Raw genomic sequence first — 20,773 nt, forward strand, 5'->3', positions numbered from 1 at the left:
ACATTATTGTGCGGGGTTTTTTTATTCCCCATTATTTCTTATTTTTGCTGTACAAAAAAGAATAATGAAGTATATACTTTTCATAATAACTTTCTTCGGATTTATAACTCATGCTCAGGTGGTTAACAAGACAGATTCGAACAGGCTGGATAAAAAGTTAGAGGCAAAAGACACCCTGGTCATCGACTCCGGAAAGAAAGACTCCTTAAAAATATTCAAGCCAACCATTAATGATTATCTGTATCAGACTCAATTTTCAGAAAAGAAAGTCTTTGATACGGTGATGACATTTGATAAAACCTATATCTTCTCACAGTACAATAACAGGGATAATTTCGGTAGGGTACAGGTTGCCAATATTGGAGCAGGATTCAATCCCATTTCTTATGAGTTCAATTCAGAACAGAATTTGGCATTATTACCTACCAACAAGTCATATGGCATTCTCGGAGTAAACGATATCCATTATTACGATGTCAAAACGCCAACCGCTACCTTCATTTATCATAACGCAATGAAAAACGGAGCGGCTTTAAGATCATCTTATACTCAGAATATCGGAAAAAGATTCAATTTTTCGTTGGAATACAGTGGTTTACGCTCTCAGGGCATGTACAGGAATTCTTTGGCTTCTAATAACAATACACTATTTTCGGGACATTATGTTTCCAAAAGTGGAAATTATGAATTGTTTGCCCATTATCTACATCAAAATATTAATAACCAGGAAAACGGAGGAATTGCAGTAGACAGTCTCTTCCAGAATGGCAACAGTGATTCCAGAAACAGGCAGAATATGCAGGTCAATCTGGCCTCTTCAAGCTCCCAGTTTTCTTATCGCAGATATTATCTTACGCATCAGTTTGCGCCTTTCAATTCAGAGAAAATACCTTTTAAAATCAGACATACAATTTCTCATCAGGGAAATAAATATTATTATACCCAGAGTTCGCCTGAAGCGTTTTGGTATGAGGCTCCGCAACAACTTGTAACAGACGGACCTGTTTCATCAAAGAAATACTCTGATAATTTCAGCAATACGGTAAGCCTGGTTTGGGACAATGAGAAATTTAAGCTTGATGCGGGAGTTCGGTATCAGATGTTGAAATTAGGAACGAGTGAGGTCATTTTGCCCTTACTTGAAATTCCTACTGAAATCAAAGAAAACAGAATTGGAGCGGTTGGCAATCTGCAGATCAGACTTTTTGATAAATTTCAGCTGAATTCATTTTTAGAGTTTTCAAATGGAAGCCAATTCGGAAATTACCTGAAAACTACAAATAATATTAAGTTTGAACCTGTAAAAGATTATTTCGTAAATGCTAAATTAAATTTTCAGACCGCTTATCCGTCATTCAATTATCTGCTGAATACGTCAATTTATAATAATTTCAACTACTATTTCCAGAATGCACAAAACCAGACGGTAATGGAGGCAGGCGGAAGTCTTAATCTGAAATGGTTTAAAACAGAATTGTTTGCCAATTATTTCAGAATTGAAAATTATACTTATTTTGATACGGCTGCGATGCCAAAACAAAGTGAAAGCTCGGTTAATATTTCCCAGATCGGAGGTGATGCCACTTTCAGCTATGGAAATTTTCATTTAAATACAAGAGTACAGTTCCAGAATGTGCTTACGAACAAAGATCTTTTGCCTCTGCCGGATTTCATTGGAAGGGCTAATTTCTTTTATCAGTCAAAAGCGTTTAAAAATGCAGCAGAAATTCAGGCTGGAATAAAAGTATATTATTTCTCAAAATTTGCATCCAGAGAATATTTTCCGATTCTTAATGAATATATTTTACCCGGAGCCAATTCGTTCTCAATCGGAGGACAACCGATCGCTGATGTGTACTTCAATATGAAGGTTAAGAAAATGTTCTTCTTCATCGAGGGCCAGCAGATCGGAACTTTTATTTCTCACAATAAAGCTTATGCATTTCCGAGTTATCCGGTCTACGATTTCAGATTGAACCTCGGAATTGTGTGGTATTTGTTCAACTAAAAATTATAGGGTTGAAAACAACTAACAAGATATCATTTCAAGATATAGAAAGTATTCCTCAGCTGATAAAAGATTTTTTAAATCAGAAAATTGAGGGTTTTGAAGAAAGCACATTTTCTTTAGATCATTTTAAAAAGAGTCTCCATCAAAAGCAGAACTCCTTCACATTGCAGCAGAGAGAAATTCTTGCTGACGCATTGGAAAATCAGCTTTCAGAACTCAGGCTTTCATCCAAGCAGAAGCAGAATTTGAATGATTTAAAGTTTAAAAACACGTTCACAATTACTACAGGCCATCAGCTGAATCTCTTTTCCGGACCTGTTTTTTTTGTGTATAAAATTTTACAGACCATAAAAACGTGTTCTTACTTAAAAGAAAATTTCCCGGAATTCAATTTTGTTCCTGTTTATTGGATGGCTTCGGAAGACCACGATTTTGCGGAAATTAACCATTTTAAAACTGAGAATAATTATTACGAAATCAATGAAAAATCCGGTGGAGCAGTAGGACGAATTCAGATTACCGATACGTTTTTCATTTCAGAATTTGAGAAAGAATTTAAAGATTTTGTTTTCGGAACTGAATTGATTTTGATGCTAAAAGAAGCCTATAAAGCTGGAAATACTTTAACGGAAGCTATTCGGATTTTAGTTAATCGATTGTTCTCCGACTTTGGCTTGTTGATGTTAGATGGAGATTCTAAGGAATTAAAAAGCCAGGTAAAGGAAACGTTCAAAGATGAGCTTCTGAACTTTACTTTACATAAAACCTCAAAAGAAAAAGTATATTTCTTAACTGGAAAATATGGTAAAGTTCAGGTTAATCCTCGTGAAATCAATCTTTTTTATCTCACGGATACAAGAGACAGAATTGATTTTGATGGGAAGAAATATAGTATCGTTGATAAAAATATACAATTTACAAAAGAAGAAATTCTCAGCGAACTGGAAAGTCATCCGGAAAAATTCAGCCCTAATGCGCTGATGCGTCCTGTCTATCAGGAAACAGTACTGCCTAATCTGGCGTACATCGGTGGGAATGCAGAAATCATGTACTGGCTGGAGTTGAAAGATTACTTTACAAAAATAAATATACCGTTTCCAATTCTGATTCCAAGGAATTCAATGTTATTTTTAAAGGAAAAAACAGTAGGTAAAATTGAAAAACTGCAATTAAAAATTGAAGATTTTTTCCAAAATTTCACGACAATTACAAATAATAAGATCTTAGATAATAGTGAAATCTTAAGATTGCTTGACGAAAAAGAAAATCTATTAACATATCAGTTTTCAGAATTAAAGCGAGCTGCGGAAACCACCGAGAAATCTTTCGGAAATATGGTGAAAGCCGAAGAGGTAAGGCAGATGAAATCCTTTAAAAGAATGAAAAGACGCCTGCTGTATGCTGAGAAAATCAAACAGAACGAAATGCTCGAAAGGCTTGAAAATTTGTTTCTTGATGTTCATCCCTCTAAAAACTGGCAGGAAAGAGTTTATAATTTCAGTGTCTTTTTTGCGGATCAGGGGTATTCGTGGCTTGAGACTTGTTTAGAAGAAATGCAAATTGACGAGTCGAAATTAATAATCCTTGCCATTTAATTTTAAAGAAGTATTTTTGTACATATAATTTTCCAATATGATAAAGAGGTTTTTTATTCTGTCCAGTTTATGCATGGTTTTGGGGGTGTCTGCTCAGAAATCGCACACCGTTGTAAAAGGCGATACTCCTTATAATATTGCTAAAAAATACGGACTTACTGTAGACGAATTGCTGAAGCTCAATCCTTCTGTAAAAGACGGAAAGCTGGCGATAGGTGAGATTTTAACGGTTAAAAATGATAAAGCAACAGCCTCATCAAGGACGGCCGTTCAGACAAAATCTTCCGGTAATGCTCAGTTGGGGAAAATTGTTCTTCAGCCAAAACAAACGATCTACGGAATTACAAAACAGTACAGAATTGCAGAAACTGATCTCAGAAAACTGAATCCTGATCTGGATTCTCATATGAAGATCGGCGACGAAATTACGTTACCTCTTGAAAGTATTAAAAAATATGGGGGAAATCAGCAGGCAGTCGCGCCAACCGTAAAACCTGTGCAAACAATAGCTGAAACACCGGCTGTAACTGCTTCTGAAGGAGAATACATCATTCAGCAGAAAGACAATTATTATAGAATTTCAAAACAGTTTGACATTACCAAAGAAGAGCTGTTTGCTTTAAATCCTGGTTTGGAAGAAAAAGGATTGAAACCTGGTGAAAAAATTTCAGTTAAAAAATCAAATAACGAAAGCAATTCCGGAACAGCAGTTTCTGAAGAAACAGTCAATTCAAAAACAAAGGTAGATTCCGGAAACGAAAGATCATCAGTCTCTGTAAATGATGTTGCTGCCGATGATTATGTTACCTACACTGTTCAGCAGGGGGATACTGTTTTTTCGATCGTTAATAAATTCGGGATTTCCATTGATGAATTAATCGCACTGAACCCTGAATTGTCTAAAGGATTAAAAGCAGGAATGGTTCTTAAAATAAAAAAAATGGACCCTGCTTATGTTAAGAAAAATGGAGATGCATTAAGTGTCGTAGTTATGTTGCCTTTCGGATATAGTACCGGAGAAACCCAGTACAGAACGATGGCGATGGATTTCCTGACTGGAGCGAAACTTGCCATTGAAAGAAATGCAAGAAACGGACAGAAACTGGATGTAAAAATTGTAGATTCAGGAAATGAAGCTTCTTTCAGAAACTCATTGACACAGATAAATCCCAACAATACAGATTTGATCATTGGCCCGTTCTTTAAATCGAATGTTGTTGATGTTCTTGATTTTACAAAAAATCAGAAAATTCCTATTGTAGCACCTTTCGCCAACTCTCCGGAATTGTACAATTACAGCAACCTGATTATCGTTGAAACCAACGACCAGACCTATGCCGATAAAATTGTTGAAGAAGTAAAAGCTGCATATTCTGATCAGAAAATATATATCCTGCCTGATGCTAAAAAAGAAAATGCCAATTACATCAAGGCAGGCCTTGAAAAAGTACTGAAAAATCCTAATGTTACGATTGTAAATTCGGCTGCAGATATTCAGCTGGATCAAAATATGATGACCGGACAATCTGCTCCGGTAATCGCTATTCTTGCAAGTGATAACGATGCTATCGGCGAAGCTTTTGCCAATAAAGTGATTGCTTTATCTAAAGAAGTTCAGGGGGTAAAAGCATTTAGTATGAATTATGTTCCGGTTTTTGAAAAGAAAGTAGATGATCTGAGTCAGGCCAATTTGGTTTATCTGATGGACAGAAAAATCAATACAGAAGGAAATTTTGAAAAAGAAATTCTTGCCGCTTATAAAAGTAAATACTGTAAAACTCCTCCAAGATATGCTATCATAGGTTTTGATGTGGTTAACGATATGCTGACCAGAGAGAACAAAAAAGGGGAGATTTTTAAACAAATGAATAAAGTACAGACGCAGTTAGCCACCAAATTTGAGTTTGTAAAATCTAAAGCAAACGGAGCATACGTAAATACAGGCTACCGTGTTATCAGACTGGTTCCATAAATCATCTGGTCACTTCTTAAGAATATTATTAACATTATATTTATATTTGCAAAATATTTTAAATTAATACATGAAAGCACTTGTGTTTCCTGGGCAGGGTTCTCAGTTCGTAGGAATGGGAAAGGAATTATATGATTCTAGAAAAGACATCAAAGATCTGATGGAATCTGCCAACGAAATTTTAGGATTCGATATCCTTTCTATCATGTTCAACGGAACAGATGATGATCTAAAAAAAACCGAAGTTACCCAACCTTCAATTTTTATACATTCTGTTGCTGCATTGAAAGCAGTAAATGGTCTCGGCGCAGAAATGGTTGCGGGACATTCATTAGGAGAATTTTCAGCATTGGTTGCCAATGGTGTTCTGTCGTTTGATGACGGTTTGAAATTGGTTTCTGAAAGAGCAAAGGCTATGCAGGCAGCATGTGACGCCAATCCAAGTTCCATGGCGGCAATTTTAGGACTGGAAGATGCTAAAGTTGAAGAAATATGTTCCCAAATCAATGGAATCGTAGTTCCTGCCAATTACAACTGTCCTGGTCAGCTGGTAATTTCCGGCGAAACCGCAGCAGTTGAAGAAGCGTGTGTGAAATTAAAGGAAGCAGGTGCAAAGAGAGCTTTATTGTTACCGGTAAACGGAGCATTCCACTCTCCTTTGATGCAGCCGGCACAGGAGAGACTGGCAGCAGCAATCGAGCTGACAAAATTCAGAAAAGCAACCATTCCGGTATATCAGAATATTACGACAACGGCGGTTTCTGATCCAGATGAAATTAAGAAAAACCTGATTGCACAGCTTACCGGTCCTGTAAAATGGACTCAGTCTGTACAAAATATGATCAAAGACGGTACAACCAATTTCGTAGAAGTTGGACCCGGAAAAACATTACAGGGACTGATCAAGAAAATTGACAGTTCTGTTGATGTCGCTTCTGCAATCTAAAATGTAATAAATCATGGGCGAGATATTTTCACCGGGAAAGCTGATGCTTACTTCAGAATATTTCGCAATAGACGGAGCTCTTGTCCTGGCAGTACCAACTAAGCTGGGACAAGAGTTTTCTTTTAAAGAAGAAAATGATGAGAAATCCCTTATCTTCTGGGAGGCGTATCATCAGAATAAATTATGGTTGAAGGCTGTCATCAATTATCAGGACTGGCAGATTTTGGAAACCAATATCCCTGTAAGCGCTGAGTTTATTTTAAAAACATTAAAAAACGTTCAGTTGCTTTCCAATACAAAATTCAAAAGCAATTTTACTTACCATCTTTCGACCAATCTTCAGTTTCCGGCAGATTACGGTTTAGGAAGCAGTTCTACTTTAATGAACAATCTTGCAGAATGGGCAGATATCGATCCTTTTTATTTAAATACGATAAGTCTTGGCGGAAGCGGTTATGATATAGCCGTGGCAAAAGAGAAATCTGCGGTGCTTTATCAGAGCAAGCCGGAGATCAAATATGAAAAGGTAGACTTCAATCCTTCTTTTAAAAATGAACTGATTTTTATCCACCTTAATCAGAAGCAGGACAGCCGTGAAGGAATTAGCTTTTATCGGTCAAAAAATAAGTCTCAAAAACTGGTCGATGAATTTTCGGATCTTACAAGAAAAATTTTATTATGCCATGAATTGGAAAATTTTTCAGACTTAATGTTGTTTCATGAACAAAAAATATCGGAATTTCTTGAAATTCCTACAGTTAAGGATCGTTTTTTCGCAGATTGTCCTGTTTTTGTCAAAAGTTTGGGTGCCTGGGGTGGAGATTTCGTCATGAGCAGAAAATTTGACGGCTTTGAGGACTATTTTTGGGGAAAAGATTTTAACACTATTTTTGAATGGTCAGATATAATTAATTTGTAATCAATACGTTATAAACTTGTTTTTTTATTTGCCATTCTGACTTATATCATTATATTTAAACCACTTTTAACAATTAATTAATATTAATTTTGTTAAACCCCAAAAAAGAAATAGAAAATATAAGTAAAATGAAACACGCTAAAATCATCCAGGATTTAGAAAAATTAGGGATTAAAGGAAACTATGAAGTCGTCTATAATCCTTCTTACGAAGAATTGTATCAGGCTGAAGTTTCTCCTGAAAATCAGGGCTTTGAGAAAGCTGAACTTACGGAATCTGGTGCAGTATCAGTAAAAACAGGAATTTTCACAGGTCGCTCACCTAAAGACAGATACATTGTTCAGGATGATGTTACAAAAGACACAATTTTTTGGGACGGTAAGGTAAACCTTCCGACAACTCCGGAAATTTTCCAATTTTGTAAAGAATTAGTGCTGAATCAGCTTTCAACATCAAAAAAAATCTATGTGGTGGATGCTTTTTGCGGAACCAATGCAGATACGAGATTAAAAGTGAGATTCATTGTAGAAGTTGCGTGGCAGGCGCATTTCGTGACGAATATGTTTATCCGCCCTTCCCATTTTGATCTGGAAAATTTTGGAGAACCGGATTTCACCGTAATCAATGGTTCTAAAACTACAAATCCGAACTGGGAAGAGCAGGGATTGAATTCTGAAAACTTTATCATGTTTAATCTTACTGAAAAAATTCAGATTATCGGAGGAACATGGTATGGTGGTGAGATGAAAAAAGGAATGTTCTCAATGATGAATTATTACCTCCCGCTAAAAGGAATGGCTTCCATGCACTGCTCTGCAAACGTTGGTGAAGACGGTGATGTAGCTCTTTTCTTTGGGCTGTCCGGAACCGGAAAAACAACGTTGTCTGCCGATCCGAAAAGATACCTTATCGGGGATGATGAGCACGGTTGGGACCATAATGGAGTTTTCAATTATGAAGGCGGATGTTATGCAAAAGTAATCGACCTTTCAGCGGAAAAAGAGCCGGATATTTTCGGAGCCATCAGAAGAGATGCGCTTCTTGAGAATGTGGTTGTGAATAATGGCGTTTCTGATTATACAGACAATTCTATTACAGAAAATACAAGGGTATCTTATCCTATTTACCATATCAATAAAATTGTTTTACCTTCAAAGGCAGGACACGCCAAGAAGATTGTTTATCTTTCTGCAGATGCTTTCGGAGTATTGCCTCCGGTTTCTGTGTTGGATGAAGACCAGGCTCAGTATCATTTCCTTTGTGGTTATACCTCAAAATTAGCTGGAACAGAAAGAGGAATTACCGAACCGGAACCATCTTTTTCACCGGCATTTGGAGAAGCTTTCCTTACATTACATCCTACCATGTATTCGAAAACACTGATCGGGAAAATGAAAGAAAACGGGGCAAAAGCTTATCTGGTAAATACAGGATGGAACGGAACCGGAAAAAGAATTTCATTAAAAGATACGAGAGCAATTATTGATTCTATTATTGATGGTTCTATAGAAAATGCCCCGAAAACAAGAATTCCGATTATGAATCTGGAAGTGCCTACTTCATTGCCAAATGTTTCTGAAGGCATCCTGGATCCGCGAGATACGTACAGCAATGTTGAAGAATGGGAAGAAAAAGCAAAAGATCTTGCTGCAAAATACATCAAGAATTTTGAACAGTATTGCAATTCGGACGAAGCTAAAAAATTAGTGACTTCCGGTCCTCAGTTACAGGAACAGACAATTTAATAAATGTAAAAAAACCTCATCATTTGATGAGGTTTTTTTATATAAGCTATCGAGAACTCTAAAAAGCATTATACTTGCACATTATGTGTGAAAATTCGTGCAATCTGTAGTTATAGGCTAGCTTAAGCAGAAATCAGACTCAACAAAGCCAGCCTGTATCCATCCATACCAAAGCCAGATAAAACTGCATCAGTATTTGCTGCCGTTACAGATTTTTGACGAAATTCTTCCCTTTTGTAAATATTACTGATATGAACCTCTACTTTAGGCTTACCTATATTCTTTAAACAATCGGCAATAGCGTAAGAATAATGGGTAAATGCACCCGGATTAATTACCAGAGCATCAAAATCGTCCTGCTGCAGCCTGTTGATAATTTCACCCTCAATATTGGACTGATAATAATCCAGTTCATGAGATGGAAATTGAGACTTTAAATTTTTCAGGTAATCTTCCATTGATGTTGTACCGTAGACCTCCGGTTCGCGAGTTCCCAGCAGGTTAAGACTTGGGCCGTTTACAATTAAAACTTTCATAGGATAAAATTAATGGTTTTTACAGTATGGCAGGATAATTTTGCAAAATTTTATTTTAATTAATCTCTTTATAAAAAAAGCTTTACATTTGTTCGGATGAACCTGTTAAGATTAATACTTGCATTTTATTTCGTGGCATTATCGCTGATGCCTTGTGAAGATATGCAGAAATCACACGGTTCAGATCAGCTTCGGCTTTCTTTTATTGCTGATAATTCTCATTCAAAAGATCATGGAGATATCTGCTCTCCTTTGTGTGTCTGCAACTGCTGTCAGATTACGGTAGCAGCCTTCAAACTGGATGCGCTAATCGATATTCCGGAACAAATCCGGGTGTATTTTTCAAAGAAAATTCTTTTCCAGAAGAATAATTTTGTCTACCAGATTTACGATCACATCTGGCAACCTCCTAAAATTTAATTTTTGATTTAACATTCTGAAACTTTGCAATTCCTTTGCAGAGTACAAGAATATATCTTTGAATCTGTCATTCAGGATGACAGAATTTTAATTATTTCAATCATATTAATGACTGTATTTTCTTCATTTTGCTGAGTGAACGTCTTAGCGAATACGCAATAGTTTTAAAAATATTATGTGGTGAAAGATAAAAAACAGTCACCCATTAAATCTTAGTTTGTGTTAGATAAAATCATAGAATTTAGCATCAAGAACAAAATTGTCATTGGCATAATGACATTGTTTTTGATTGTCTGGGGCATTTGGAGTGCAACCAGATTATCGGTAGATGCGGTACCGGATATTACCAACAATCAGGTTCAAATTATCACGACGTGTCCTGCGCTCGCAGGGCAGGAAGTGGAACAGCTCGTTACGTTTCCTATTGAACAGAGTATAGCCAATATTCCGGATATTGAAGAAACCAGAAGTGTTTCCCGGTTTGGATTATCGGTGATTACGGTTGTTTTCAAAGAAAAAGTGGATATATATTTTGCACGCCAGCTGATCAGTGAAAAACTGAAAGAAGCTGCCGAAGAAATTCCAGAGGGGATCGGCTCTCCGGAACTTGCCCCTGTAAGTACAGGTCTGGGTGAAGTGTATCAATATATTCTCCATCCTAAAAAAGGAAGTGAAAAAAAATATGATGCCAAAGAACTCCGAACAATGCAGGACTGGATCGTCAGAAGACAGCTTAACGGAACTCCCGGAGTGGCTGAAGTCAACAGTTTTGGGGGACAGCTGAAGCAGTATGAGGTTGCCATTGATCCGAACCGCCTGAAAGCGATGGGAGTGAGCATTACCGATATTTTTACAGCGCTGGAAAAAAACAATCAGAATACAGGAGGCGCTTATATAGATAAAAAGCCCAACGCTTATTTCATCCGTGGAATCGGAAGGGTGACGTCTCTGGATGATGTTAAAAATATTGCGGTGAAAAATGAAACAGGAAGTGTTCCGATCTTTGTGAAAGATGTGGCAGAGGTTCATTTAGGAAGTGCCGTAAGGTATGGAGCAATGACATACAATGGTAATGTGGATGCCGTAGGTGGAGTGGTTATGATGCTGAAAGGTGCCAACAGCAATGACGTTGTCGGCAATATCAAGGCAAAAATTCCGGTAATACAAAAGTCGCTTCCTGAGGATATCGTGATAGAACCTTTTCTTGACAGGACAGATCTCGTAGGCAGAGCTATGAAAACAGTGGAGAAAAATCTTATTGAAGGCGCGCTCATCGTTATTTTTGTTCTCGTTATTTTCCTTGGGAATCTTCGGGCAGGACTGATTGTTGCTTCTGCGATCCCGCTCGCTTTATTGTTCGCTTTAGGAATGATGAATGTATTTGGCGTAAGCGCCAATTTAATGAGCCTGGGAGCTATTGATTTCGGATTGATTGTCGACGGCGCAGTGATTATTGTTGAGGCAACCCTTCATCATTTAGGCTTGCGAAAATCCGTAGGGAAACTCACCCAGGCAGAAATGGATGAAGAAGTTTTTCTTTCTGCGTCAAAAATCAGAAGCAGTGCCGCTTTTGGAGAAATCATTATTCTGATTGTCTATATTCCCATTCTTACACTCGCCGGTGTAGAAGGAAAAATGTTTACACCAATGGCCAAAACGGTGGGGTTTGCTATTCTGGGGGGCTTTGATCTTATCATTAACGTTCATCCCTATGATGAGCGCTTTATTTCTTTCTAAGAATATATCTCATAAAGAAAGTTTCTCCGACAGAATGATGGGAAAGCTTCAGAAAATATACCAGCCTTTGTTAAAAAAAGCGATCAGTCTGAAATATATCATTGTCTCTGCAACAATTGCCGTTTTTGTTGTTACAGTGTTCATTTTTAAAAATATGGGTGGTGAGTTTATTCCTCAGCTGCAGGAGGGCGATTATGCATTTCACTGCATTTTGCCACAAGGCAGCTCATTAAGCCAGAGTATCGAAACATCCATGCAGGCTTCAAGGATTATCAAACAATTTGATGAGGTAAAAATGGTGATTGGGAAAACGGGCTCTGCAGAAGTTCCTACCGATCCCATGCCTCCTGAAGCTTCAGATTTAATCGTTGTTTTAAAACCTCAGAAAGAATGGAAGTCCAATAAAAATTATGATGAACTGGCAGATGAAATTATGGAAAAGCTCGAAGTCATTCCGGGAGTTTTCTTTGAAAAGAATCAGCCGATCCAGATGCGGTTTAATGAGCTGATGACAGGAGTTCGCCAGGATGTAGCCGTCAAAATTTTCGGAGAAAACCTCGATTCGTTATCAGTATATGCCGAAAAAGTGGCGAAGGTCATTCAGTCTGTTGATGGCGTGACAGCGCCACAGATTGAACGCGTGGGCGGTCTTCCCCAGATTAATGTAGAATATGACAGAATACGAATGGCTAACTACGGGCTCAATATTGAAGATGTTAATACTGCCGTAAGCACCGCATTTGCCGGAAAAAGTGCCGGGCAGATTTTTGAGAACGAAAGACGTTTTGATCTGGTGGTGCGCCTCGACAGCCTTCACCGCACCAATATCGATGATGTGAATAATTTAATGATATCTACCGGTACAGGAACGCAGATTCCGCTTTCCCAGGTGGCAAATGTCGGTTATAAACTTGGTCCCGCGCAGATCAGCCGTGAGGAAGGAAAACGGAGAATTGTCATTGGGTTTAATGTAAGCGGCCGCGATGTAGAAAGCGTTGTGAAAGATATTCGTACAAAGTTGGATCGGGTAAAGTTGCCGCCCGGTTATTACTTTACCTACGGTGGGCAGTTCGAGAACCTGCAGGCAGCAAGCAAAAGGCTGATGATCGCAGTTCCGGTTTCATTGTTGTTGATTTTTATGCTGTTGTATTTTACTTTTCATTCTTTGAAGCAGGCAGCATTAATTTTCTCAGCTATTCCAATGAGTGCTATCGGAGGTGTGTTTGCATTGATTTTGCGGGATATGCCTTTCAGCATCAGTGCGGGGATAGGCTTTATTGCGCTCTTCGGGGTAGCCGTACTGAACGGAATTGTCCTGATCGGAACCTTTAATCAGCTGGAGAAAGAGGGCGAAAAAGATATCATGAAAAGAGTCCTTGAAGGCACAAAAATCAGGTTGCGACCCGTTCTGATGACAGCAACGGTGGCATCATTAGGGTTTTTGCCGATGGCCATTTCTACAGGAGCCGGCGCAGAAGTGCAGAAGCCACTCGCCACAGTTGTTATCGGAGGGCTCTTGTCGGCAACTTTCCTTACTTTATTTGTTTTGCCGATGCTGTATATCATTTTTAATTCAAAAATTAAAATGGGAAATCTGAGAATGAAATCCATAAGTCCGATTCTGGTGCTGGGATTCATATTTTTCGGTGCAAACACAAATGCTCAGTCCAGGAAGCTTTCCATTGATGAGACTATTGAAATGGCCATTAGCAATAATTTAAATATAGAGTCAAAAGATTTAAATATAAAATCTGCTGAAGCATTGAAAGGAACTGCAAAAGAACTCCCGAAACTTAATGTTGATGCCCAGCTCGGACAATACAACAGTCCGAAATTCGATCAGTCGTTCTCCATTTCACAAAGCATTCCTTTCCCAACATTATTTAAAGCAAGAAAAGAATTGATTAATGAAAATGTGAAGAGCAGGCAGATTGAGAAGGAGATTTCCGTGAATGAACTGATAAAGCAGGTACGCACGTATTATTATCAGATCGAATATTTGCAGTTCAACGAATCGAAGCTGAAAAATCTCGACAGTCTGTATCAGGATTTTATCAGGATTGCCACGGTAAGATTTAAAGCGGGAGATATCAAAAAGATTGAAATCAATACCGCAGAAACGCAGAAAGGTGAAATTAATTTGTTGTTGAAGCAGAACGAAGTGTATTTACATAATGCCTACAACAATTTAAAAACGATCCTGAATACTACCGACGATTTCGAAATTCCCTTCAATAATAATTATGAGCCGTTAAAAGCAGAAAATATTCTGGACAGCAGCGTAATTGCCGCACATCCGACCGTAAGAGCATTCTATCAGGAAATAAGTATTGCAGAAAAGAATAAAAATGTTGAAAAGTCACAGGGACTTCCGGAATTCAGTATCGGATATACCAATCAGTCACTGATAGGATTTCATACAAAAAATGGGCAGGAACAATTTTACAACGCCGGCGACCGTTTCAGTTCTCTGAGTCTGGGCGTGGCAATACCTTTAACTTTTGGAGCTACCAAAGCAAGAATACAGTCCTGGGAATACCAGAAACAGGCAGCTGAAATCAATGCCCGGCATCAGGAAAAACAGTTACTGGCGCAGTGGGAAAATGCTTTTAACCAATATAAACACGATCTCCAGCAGTATGAATATTACGTAAGTCAGGCTGTTCCGAATGCCGATAAAATCGTAAAAGCTGCTCAGCTAGGATATACCACCGGCGAGATTTCTTATGTCGAATATCTTTTTGCTTTACAGACCGCTACGAATATCCAGCTAAAATACCTGGAATCTATTCAGCAGGTTAATCAGTCGGTCATTATCATTAATTCACTTATTAATAAATAGCATGAAATTTAAATATAACATTATATCCCTTTTCATCTTTGCTACCCTTACAACAAATTGTAGTAAAAAAAGAAACCGCTGCTGAAAATCCGGATAATACAACGGAGCAGCAGAATCATCATGAGGAAGCTCCGACGATCGCTTCTTTAACGCAAGAGCAGATCGGTACTGTTGGTATTACCCTGGGAAATATTGAAATGAAGGAACTTACTTCCACCATCAAAGCCAACGGATTGCTGCGGGTTCCCAACAATAATAAGGCAACGGTGACTTCTCTCTATGGTGGAATTATAAAAACTCTACCGATTCAGGTGGGCAGCTTCGTGAAAAAAGGACAGGTAATTGCAACAATTGCCAACCCGGAATTCATACAGCTTCAGGAAGATTATCTCACCGTAAACAGCAGGATGGCGTATGCAGAACAGGAATACCGCAGACAAAAAAGAGCTTTTCGACAATGATGCGGGAGCAAAGAAAAATCTGCAGAGCGCTGATGCCGAGCTTAAAACACTGCGAACCCGCAAAGCCTCACTTCTGAGGCAGCTTCAGATGATGGGAATAAGCCCGGAAAAAGTAAATAACAGCAGTATGCGGTCGGGGCTTTCCATTACGGCACCGATCAGCGGGACGATCAGCAGTATTTCTTCACAGATTGGCAGCTATGTAGATATTTCCGCACCGGTGGCAGAAATCATTGATAATAATTCCATCCACCTGGATCTGCAGGTTTTTGAAAAAGATCTGCCGAAGATGAAAGTAGGACAGATTGTTCATTTTAAATTAACCAACAATCCCGGAACGGAATACGACGCGGAAATCTACAGCATCGGCTCTTCCTTTGAGAACGACAGCAAAACCATTTCCGTACACGCCAATGTGACGGGTAATAAAGCGGGGCTGATCGACGGAATGAATATTACCGGTATCGTAAGTCTCGACAAAACAGTAACCCCGGCAATCCCTGATGAAGCGATTGTGGAAGCCGATGGTAAGTTTTATGTTTTTGTTCAGACGGATAAAATGGCCGATGAAGCTGCCGGGGAAAGTCATGAAAAAGAAAAGATTAATCACCCTAAAACCATTACCTTTGAAAAGGTGGAAGTCGTAAAAGGATCATCGGACATGGGCTACACCGCCATAACTTCCGTACAGAATATTGCACCTGATGCAAAGATCGCCGTAAAAGGAGCGTTTTTTATTAATGCGAAACTGACAAATTCAGGGGAACACGAACATTAATTCAGCAAGATCATGAAAAAAGATATCGAAAATAAATTAATGGATAAGAATACCAAGCCCACCAGCATGAGGATTCTGGTGTATGATTTTCTGAGTTCTCAGGAGGCAGCGCTCTCTTTGTCTGAAATAGAAAACTACTTTGACAATGCAGACAGAACAACCATTTACAGGACTTTAAAAACATTTGAAGAAAAAGGGATTGTCCATAGTATTCAGGAAAATACCACCACCAAATACAAGCTGTGTCATGATGGCTGCGACGAAAATACACACAACGACTGGCATCTTCATTTCTACTGCAAGATCTGCAAACAGACCACCTGCAAAGAAGATATTTCTTTCCCTGAAGATGTTACAACCAATTTCAGGATCGATGAAATAAGACTCTTTGCCAAAGGAATCTGCGAAAACTGCCTGGAAAGTTTGCAATAGCATTGCATCGGGCTTATGTATAATTTTGGTTAAAAGTTTTAAAGTATGGAAGAATGCTGTAGTACAAAATCGAAACAGGAAAAATCTCATGACCATAACGGTCACGATCACGACCATTCTCATGGAACGGAAAATCAGTCGGTATTTAAGATGTTTCTTCCGGCGATGGTGTCTTTTGGATTGCTTCTAGTCGGTATCGTGCTGGATAACCTGATAAAAGCCGATTGGTTTACCGGCTGGATTCGTCTGGTCTGGTATCTGATTGCCTATATTCCTGTAGGATTACCCGTATTGAAAGAAGCCTGGGAAAGTATTACCCATGGAGATGTATTCTCAGAATTTTTTCTGATGGGCATTGCAACAGTCGGAGCCTTCGCGATCGGAGAATATCCGGAAGGGGTTGCCGTTATGCTTTTCTACTCTGTAGGGGAAGTGTTCCAGGGAATGGCCGTGACAAGGGCAAAAAGCAATATCAAGTCCCTGCTCGACCAGCGTCCCGATGAGGTAACGGTTATAAAGGACGGAAAACCACGGACTGTAAAAGCACAAAACGTACATATCGGAGAGATCATCCAGTTGAAATCCGGTGAAAAACTGGGGCTGGATGGAGAGCTCTTATCTGAAACCGCCTCATTCAATACAGCGGCACTGACCGGTGAAAGTAAACCCGACACCAAAATAAAAGGAGATACCGTGCTGGCGGGAATGATTAATTTAAATATGCTTAGCCAGATCAAAGTGACCGCAGCCTATAAAGACAGTAAGCTGAGCAGAATTCTCGAACTCGTGCAGAATGCAACCGCCCAGAAAGCACCCACTGAACTTTTTATCAGGAAATTTGCAAAAGTATATACACCTATTGTTGTTTTTCTGGCTGTCGGCATTACCTTTTTACCATACTTTTTCGTCGGAGAATATCATTTCAGAGATTGGCTCTACAGAGCATTGGTATTTCTGGTGATCTCCTGTCCGTGTGCGTTGGTGATTTCCATTCCATTGGGATATTTCGGAGGTATCGGTGCAGGCAGCCGCAACGGAATTTTATTTAAAGGAAGCAATTTCCTGGATGTGCTGGCCAATATCCAAAATGTCGTAATGGATAAAACCGGAACGCTGACAGAAGGTGTATTCAAAGTACAGGAAGCTGTTTTTAAAAATGAGCTGGATAAAGATGAAATTCTTAAACTTGTTAATGCCCTGGAAAGTAAAAGCTCACATCCTGTAGCAACTGCTATCCACGAATATGTGGGAGAAGTTGATCATTCTCTTCAGCTGGAAAGGGTTGAGGAAATTGCCGGACATGGCCTTAAAGCATTAATTAATGGTAAAGAACTGCTGGTTGGGAATCTGAAGCTGATGGATACATTCAACATCCATTATGATATTAATACTGAAAATATAGTATATACGCTTATCGCGGTGGCTTATGATAAAAAGTTTGCCGGGTACCTTACGATTGCTGATTCTGTAAAACCTGATGCGCAATCTGCAGTCAACAAATTGAAAGCTCTTCATGTAAAAACGACAATGTTGAGTGGTGACAAAACTTCAGTGGTAAAGCATGTGGCAGATCAGTTAGGAATTCTTAATGCATACGGAGATCTGCTACCGGAAGATAAAGTAAACAAAGTCAAAGAAATAAAATCAAAGAGAGAAACAGTTGCATTTGTCGGAGACGGCGTGAATGATGCTCCTGTTGTTGCCCTCAGTGATGTCGGAATTGCCATGGGCGGACTCGGAAGTGACGCGACGATCGAAACGGCTGATGTTGTAATACAGGATGATCAGCCAAGTAAGATTCCGATGGCTATTAATATCGGAAAGCAGACGAAAAAGATTGTCTGGCAGAATATTATGCTAGCCTTTACGATCAAAGCGGTTGTTCTTATTTTAGGTGCCGGCGGTTTAGCCACGATGTGGGAAGCGGTCTTCGCAGATGTCGGCGTTGCTTTATTAGCGATTCTGAATGCGGTGAGAATCCAGAGAATGACTTTTACTTCCAAATAAAGATCATCAAAAAAAGAACTTTATTTCAATAGGAACGAGCTTTAGCCCGTTTTTATAATTTAAAGATTTGACTTCAGCCAAAATTTAAGACACTCTCCCACGAAGTGTGTAAGTTAAAAAGTTAGGGGCTTGGATTTTTATAATCTGAGCCTTTGTTCAAAAATAAGCATAAACTGGTTAAGAACAATACCCCAATTTTGAATTGGCATGGTCCATTTTTTAGTAGCTTCTTTTAAAGCGAGATACACTGATTTCATTACGGCATCATCGGTAGGAAAAGACATTTTGTTTTTGGTGTATTTTCTGATTTTCCCGTTGAGATTTTCAATTAAATTGGTGGTGTAAATGATTTTTCGGATCTCTAAAGGAAATTCAAAAAATACAGTCAGCTCATCCCAATTATTCCGCCAGGATGCGATAGCATAAGAATATTTGCTTTCCCATTTTTCTGCAAAATCACCCAGAGCTGCTTCAGCTGCTTGTTTTGTTGGAGCAGTGTAAATATGTTTCATATCGGCAGAAAAGTCTTTTCTGTCCTTCCAAACTACATATTTGCAGGTATTTCTGATTTGGTGTACAACACAAATTTGGGTTTGAGATTCAGGAAAAACAGAACGGATAGTCTGGGTAAATCCGTTTAAATTATCGGTGGCGGTGATGAGAATATCCTCTACACCACGAGCTTTTAAATCTGTGAGAACGCCCATCCAGAAAGCTGAACTTTCATTTTTTCCAAGCCACATTCCTAACACCTCCTTTCTCCCGTCACGGTTTAATCCCACAGCCAGATAAACTGTTTTATTAATGACTTTGGAGTTTTCTCTTACCTTGAAAACAATGCCATCCATCCAAACAATGAGATATAAATCTTCAAGCGGACGGTTTTGCCAGCTTACCACTTCACTGGCAACAGCATTGGTGATTCGTGAGATGGTAGAAGTAGAAACCTCAAAATCATACATCTCTTTAATTTGCTCTTCAATATCACTTACACTCATTCCCTTAGCATAAAATGAGATGATAATATTTTCCAAACCTTCGATGATGTTGTGTCTCTTTGGGACTAATGCAGGTTCAAAACTACCTTCTCTATCTCGGGGAACTTTAATTTCAGATTCGCCAAATGAGGATTTTATCTTCTTGGTCCCGTGTCCGTTTCTGAAATTTCCAGTGATGGATTTCTGATGCTTTTCATTATCCAGATGGGTGTCCAATTCTGCATCAAGCATATGTTCTACAGCTCGTTTATGCATTTCTTTGAAGAAAGAGGTTAGGTCTTCTCCATTTTTAAAGGACTTATAGAAATCCTTGTTGTTTAATAAGTCTTCTTTGTCTATCATAACTATGTAATGATTAAAAATAATAAAAAGTTATTTCCGTAAAATTTTTTGAGCTATGAGGGCTCAAAATTTTCCAGAATAACTTTTTAACTTACACAGTTAGTGAGACACTACCAAATTTAAATAAATACCACACATTTTCGTTCCACCAGAAAGTTTCAAGCAAGGGTGCAACGGGTTTTCTGGTACTCCAGAAAGTTTGTCGCAAGGGTGCAACAGGTTTTCTGGTGCTCCGGAAAGTTTCCTGCAGGCTGCAGCACATTTTCTGGTATTCCGGAAAGTTTAATGCAAGGGTGCAGCGGGCTTTCCGGAAATATCAATGACTTCCATCATAATTGTCATGTAAGAAGATTTTAAGTTTTTATAATCGACTGAACGATTTGGCTTCATCCAAAATTTAAATAAATACCACACATTTTCCTTTCACCCGAAAGTCTCTTGCGAGGGTGCAACACGTTTTCGGGTGCTCCCGAAAGTCTCCTGCAGGTTGCAGCGCGTTTTCGGTAAGTTCCGAATGCTTCCTGCATGATGCAGCAAGGTTTCGGGGAAATATCAATGACTTTCATCATAAATGTTTTGTAGGACGATTTTCAGTAGTATATTTGTGGTAACAAAAAGAAGTTGAAGTTTTTCATTTCCATATTCATCATATTTACCATTGCATTACGCCCTGTTCTGCCATTGCTGAATTATGCCATGAACTATGATTATATCGTGAAAAATCTTTGCGAAAACAGAAACATCCCCCAATCTACCTGCAAAGGAAAATGCTACGTTGCCAAAGAACTGGCCAAAACGGAAAAGCAATCCAACAACAATCAGAATATAAAGATTGGCAGTGTAGATGTATTTCTTTCCAATGAAATTCTTTCCTTCTCAGCAGGAAACGAATTTCCTTCTCAGCTCAAAAATCCAACTCCGGATTATAACAGTTTTAGAACTTCAGAATATTTTTCCAGAATATTCCATCCTCCTTTAGCATAACCTGTTTTTAAACAAATTTATATTCATTTTAAACTCTTGAGAATTAAT

General features: G+C 38.6%; 13 protein-coding genes and 2 pseudogenes. 12 read left to right on the top strand and 3 right to left on the bottom strand.

Annotated elements, in window-relative coordinates:
• The first annotated feature begins 64 nt into the window (after window positions 1–64).
• The 6 genes from AAHI02_RS14700 to pckA all read left to right on the top strand — a co-directional run bounded on the left by AAHI02_RS14700 (window position 65) and on the right by pckA (window position 9,188).
• Window positions 65–2,008 (top strand): putative porin, encoded by a 1,944-nt coding sequence (locus AAHI02_RS14700; RefSeq protein WP_346983890.1) that lies wholly within the window; start codon window positions 65–67, stop codon window positions 2,006–2,008.
• Between the two features lie 11 nt (window positions 2,009–2,019).
• Entirely contained in the window at window positions 2,020–3,606 is a 1,587-nt protein-coding gene (gene bshC, locus AAHI02_RS14705) for a bacillithiol biosynthesis cysteine-adding enzyme BshC (protein ID WP_346983891.1), read from the top strand.
• A gap of 37 nt (window positions 3,607–3,643) precedes the next feature.
• On the top strand, window positions 3,644–5,578 hold the full coding sequence (locus AAHI02_RS14710) for a LysM peptidoglycan-binding domain-containing protein (RefSeq protein ID WP_346983892.1): 1,935 nt from the start codon (window positions 3,644–3,646) through the stop codon (window positions 5,576–5,578).
• Window positions 5,579–5,648: 70 nt separating this feature from the next.
• Window positions 5,649–6,524 (top strand): ACP S-malonyltransferase, encoded by an 876-nt coding sequence (fabD, locus tag AAHI02_RS14715; protein WP_346983893.1) that lies wholly within the window; start codon window positions 5,649–5,651, stop codon window positions 6,522–6,524.
• 13 nt (window positions 6,525–6,537) lie between these two features.
• Complete coding sequence (locus AAHI02_RS14720; protein ID WP_346983894.1) at window positions 6,538–7,443, top strand: GYDIA family GHMP kinase; 906 nt, start codon at window positions 6,538–6,540, stop codon at window positions 7,441–7,443.
• A 128-nt stretch (window positions 7,444–7,571) separates the two neighbouring features.
• Window positions 7,572–9,188, top strand: a complete 1,617-nt coding sequence (gene pckA, locus AAHI02_RS14725) for a phosphoenolpyruvate carboxykinase (ATP) (RefSeq protein ID WP_346983895.1) — start codon at window positions 7,572–7,574, stop codon at window positions 9,186–9,188.
• A 122-nt stretch (window positions 9,189–9,310) separates the two neighbouring features.
• On the opposite strand, the gene AAHI02_RS14730 is transcribed toward pckA, so the two are convergent.
• Window positions 9,311–9,724, bottom strand: a complete 414-nt coding sequence (locus AAHI02_RS14730) for a type II 3-dehydroquinate dehydratase (protein WP_346983896.1) — start codon at window positions 9,722–9,724, stop codon at window positions 9,311–9,313.
• 96 nt (window positions 9,725–9,820) lie between these two features.
• Between AAHI02_RS14730 and AAHI02_RS14735 the strand changes: the two genes are divergently transcribed.
• The 5 genes and pseudogenes from AAHI02_RS14735 (at window position 9,821) to AAHI02_RS14755 (ending at window position 18,401) form a co-directional block, all read left to right on the top strand.
• Entirely contained in the window at window positions 9,821–10,144 is a 324-nt protein-coding gene (locus AAHI02_RS14735; RefSeq protein WP_346983897.1) for a DUF6660 family protein, read from the top strand.
• Between the two features lie 219 nt (window positions 10,145–10,363).
• Window positions 10,364–14,723: pseudogene (locus AAHI02_RS14740) on the top strand (CusA/CzcA family heavy metal efflux RND transporter).
• A 1-nt stretch (window position 14,724) separates the two neighbouring features.
• A pseudogene (locus tag AAHI02_RS14745) lies at window positions 14,725–15,962 on the top strand (efflux RND transporter periplasmic adaptor subunit).
• Window positions 15,963–15,974: 12 nt separating this feature from the next.
• Window positions 15,975–16,394 (top strand): transcriptional repressor, encoded by a 420-nt coding sequence (locus AAHI02_RS14750; RefSeq protein WP_346983898.1) that lies wholly within the window; start codon window positions 15,975–15,977, stop codon window positions 16,392–16,394.
• A 45-nt stretch (window positions 16,395–16,439) separates the two neighbouring features.
• Window positions 16,440–18,401: a heavy metal translocating P-type ATPase gene (locus AAHI02_RS14755; RefSeq protein WP_346983899.1), complete on the top strand. Its 1,962-nt coding sequence runs from the start codon at window positions 16,440–16,442 to the stop codon at window positions 18,399–18,401.
• Between the two features lie 137 nt (window positions 18,402–18,538).
• Here the strand turns inward: AAHI02_RS14755 and AAHI02_RS14760 are convergent, their stop codons facing one another.
• Together AAHI02_RS14760 and AAHI02_RS14765 are read right to left on the bottom strand one after the other, a co-directional pair.
• The gene (locus tag AAHI02_RS14760) at window positions 18,539–19,741 is read right to left on the bottom strand and encodes an IS256 family transposase (RefSeq protein WP_346983900.1); all 1,203 of its coding nucleotides are present in this window, start codon (window positions 19,739–19,741) and stop codon (window positions 18,539–18,541) included.
• A gap of 386 nt (window positions 19,742–20,127) precedes the next feature.
• Window positions 20,128–20,310 (bottom strand): hypothetical protein, encoded by a 183-nt coding sequence (locus AAHI02_RS14765; RefSeq protein ID WP_346983901.1) that lies wholly within the window; start codon window positions 20,308–20,310, stop codon window positions 20,128–20,130.
• 52 nt (window positions 20,311–20,362) lie between these two features.
• Between AAHI02_RS14765 and AAHI02_RS14770 the strand changes: the two genes are divergently transcribed.
• Complete coding sequence (locus AAHI02_RS14770) at window positions 20,363–20,725, top strand: hypothetical protein (protein WP_346983902.1); 363 nt, start codon at window positions 20,363–20,365, stop codon at window positions 20,723–20,725.
• The last annotated feature ends 48 nt before the right edge of the window (window positions 20,726–20,773 follow it).

The organism is Chryseobacterium sp. POE27, from assembly GCF_039727685.1.
In the GTDB taxonomy this organism is placed as follows: Bacteria; Bacteroidota; Bacteroidia; order Flavobacteriales; family Weeksellaceae; genus Chryseobacterium.

Excerpts from the sequence above, each read along its gene's own strand:
- AAHI02_RS14750 (WP_346983898.1), top strand. The coding sequence starts at position 15,975 with ATGAAAAAAGATATCGAAAATAAATTAATGGATAAGAATACCAAGCCC.
- fabD (WP_346983893.1), top strand. The coding sequence starts at position 5,649 with ATGAAAGCACTTGTGTTTCCTGGGCAGGGTTCTCAGTTCGTAGGAATG.
- AAHI02_RS14755 (WP_346983899.1), top strand. The coding sequence starts at position 16,440 with ATGGAAGAATGCTGTAGTACAAAATCGAAACAGGAAAAATCTCATGAC.
- AAHI02_RS14730 (WP_346983896.1), bottom strand. The coding sequence starts at position 9,724 with ATGAAAGTTTTAATTGTAAACGGCCCAAGTCTTAACCTGCTGGGAACT.
- AAHI02_RS14710 (WP_346983892.1), top strand. The coding sequence starts at position 3,644 with ATGATAAAGAGGTTTTTTATTCTGTCCAGTTTATGCATGGTTTTGGGG.
- AAHI02_RS14700 (WP_346983890.1), top strand. The coding sequence starts at position 65 with ATGAAGTATATACTTTTCATAATAACTTTCTTCGGATTTATAACTCAT.
- AAHI02_RS14760 (WP_346983900.1), bottom strand. The coding sequence starts at position 19,741 with ATGATAGACAAAGAAGACTTATTAAACAACAAGGATTTCTATAAGTCC.
- AAHI02_RS14765 (WP_346983901.1), bottom strand. The coding sequence starts at position 20,310 with ATGATGAAAGTCATTGATATTTCCCCGAAACCTTGCTGCATCATGCAG.
- pckA (WP_346983895.1), top strand. The coding sequence starts at position 7,572 with ATGAAACACGCTAAAATCATCCAGGATTTAGAAAAATTAGGGATTAAA.
- AAHI02_RS14735 (WP_346983897.1), top strand. The coding sequence starts at position 9,821 with ATGAACCTGTTAAGATTAATACTTGCATTTTATTTCGTGGCATTATCG.
- AAHI02_RS14720 (WP_346983894.1), top strand. The coding sequence starts at position 6,538 with ATGGGCGAGATATTTTCACCGGGAAAGCTGATGCTTACTTCAGAATAT.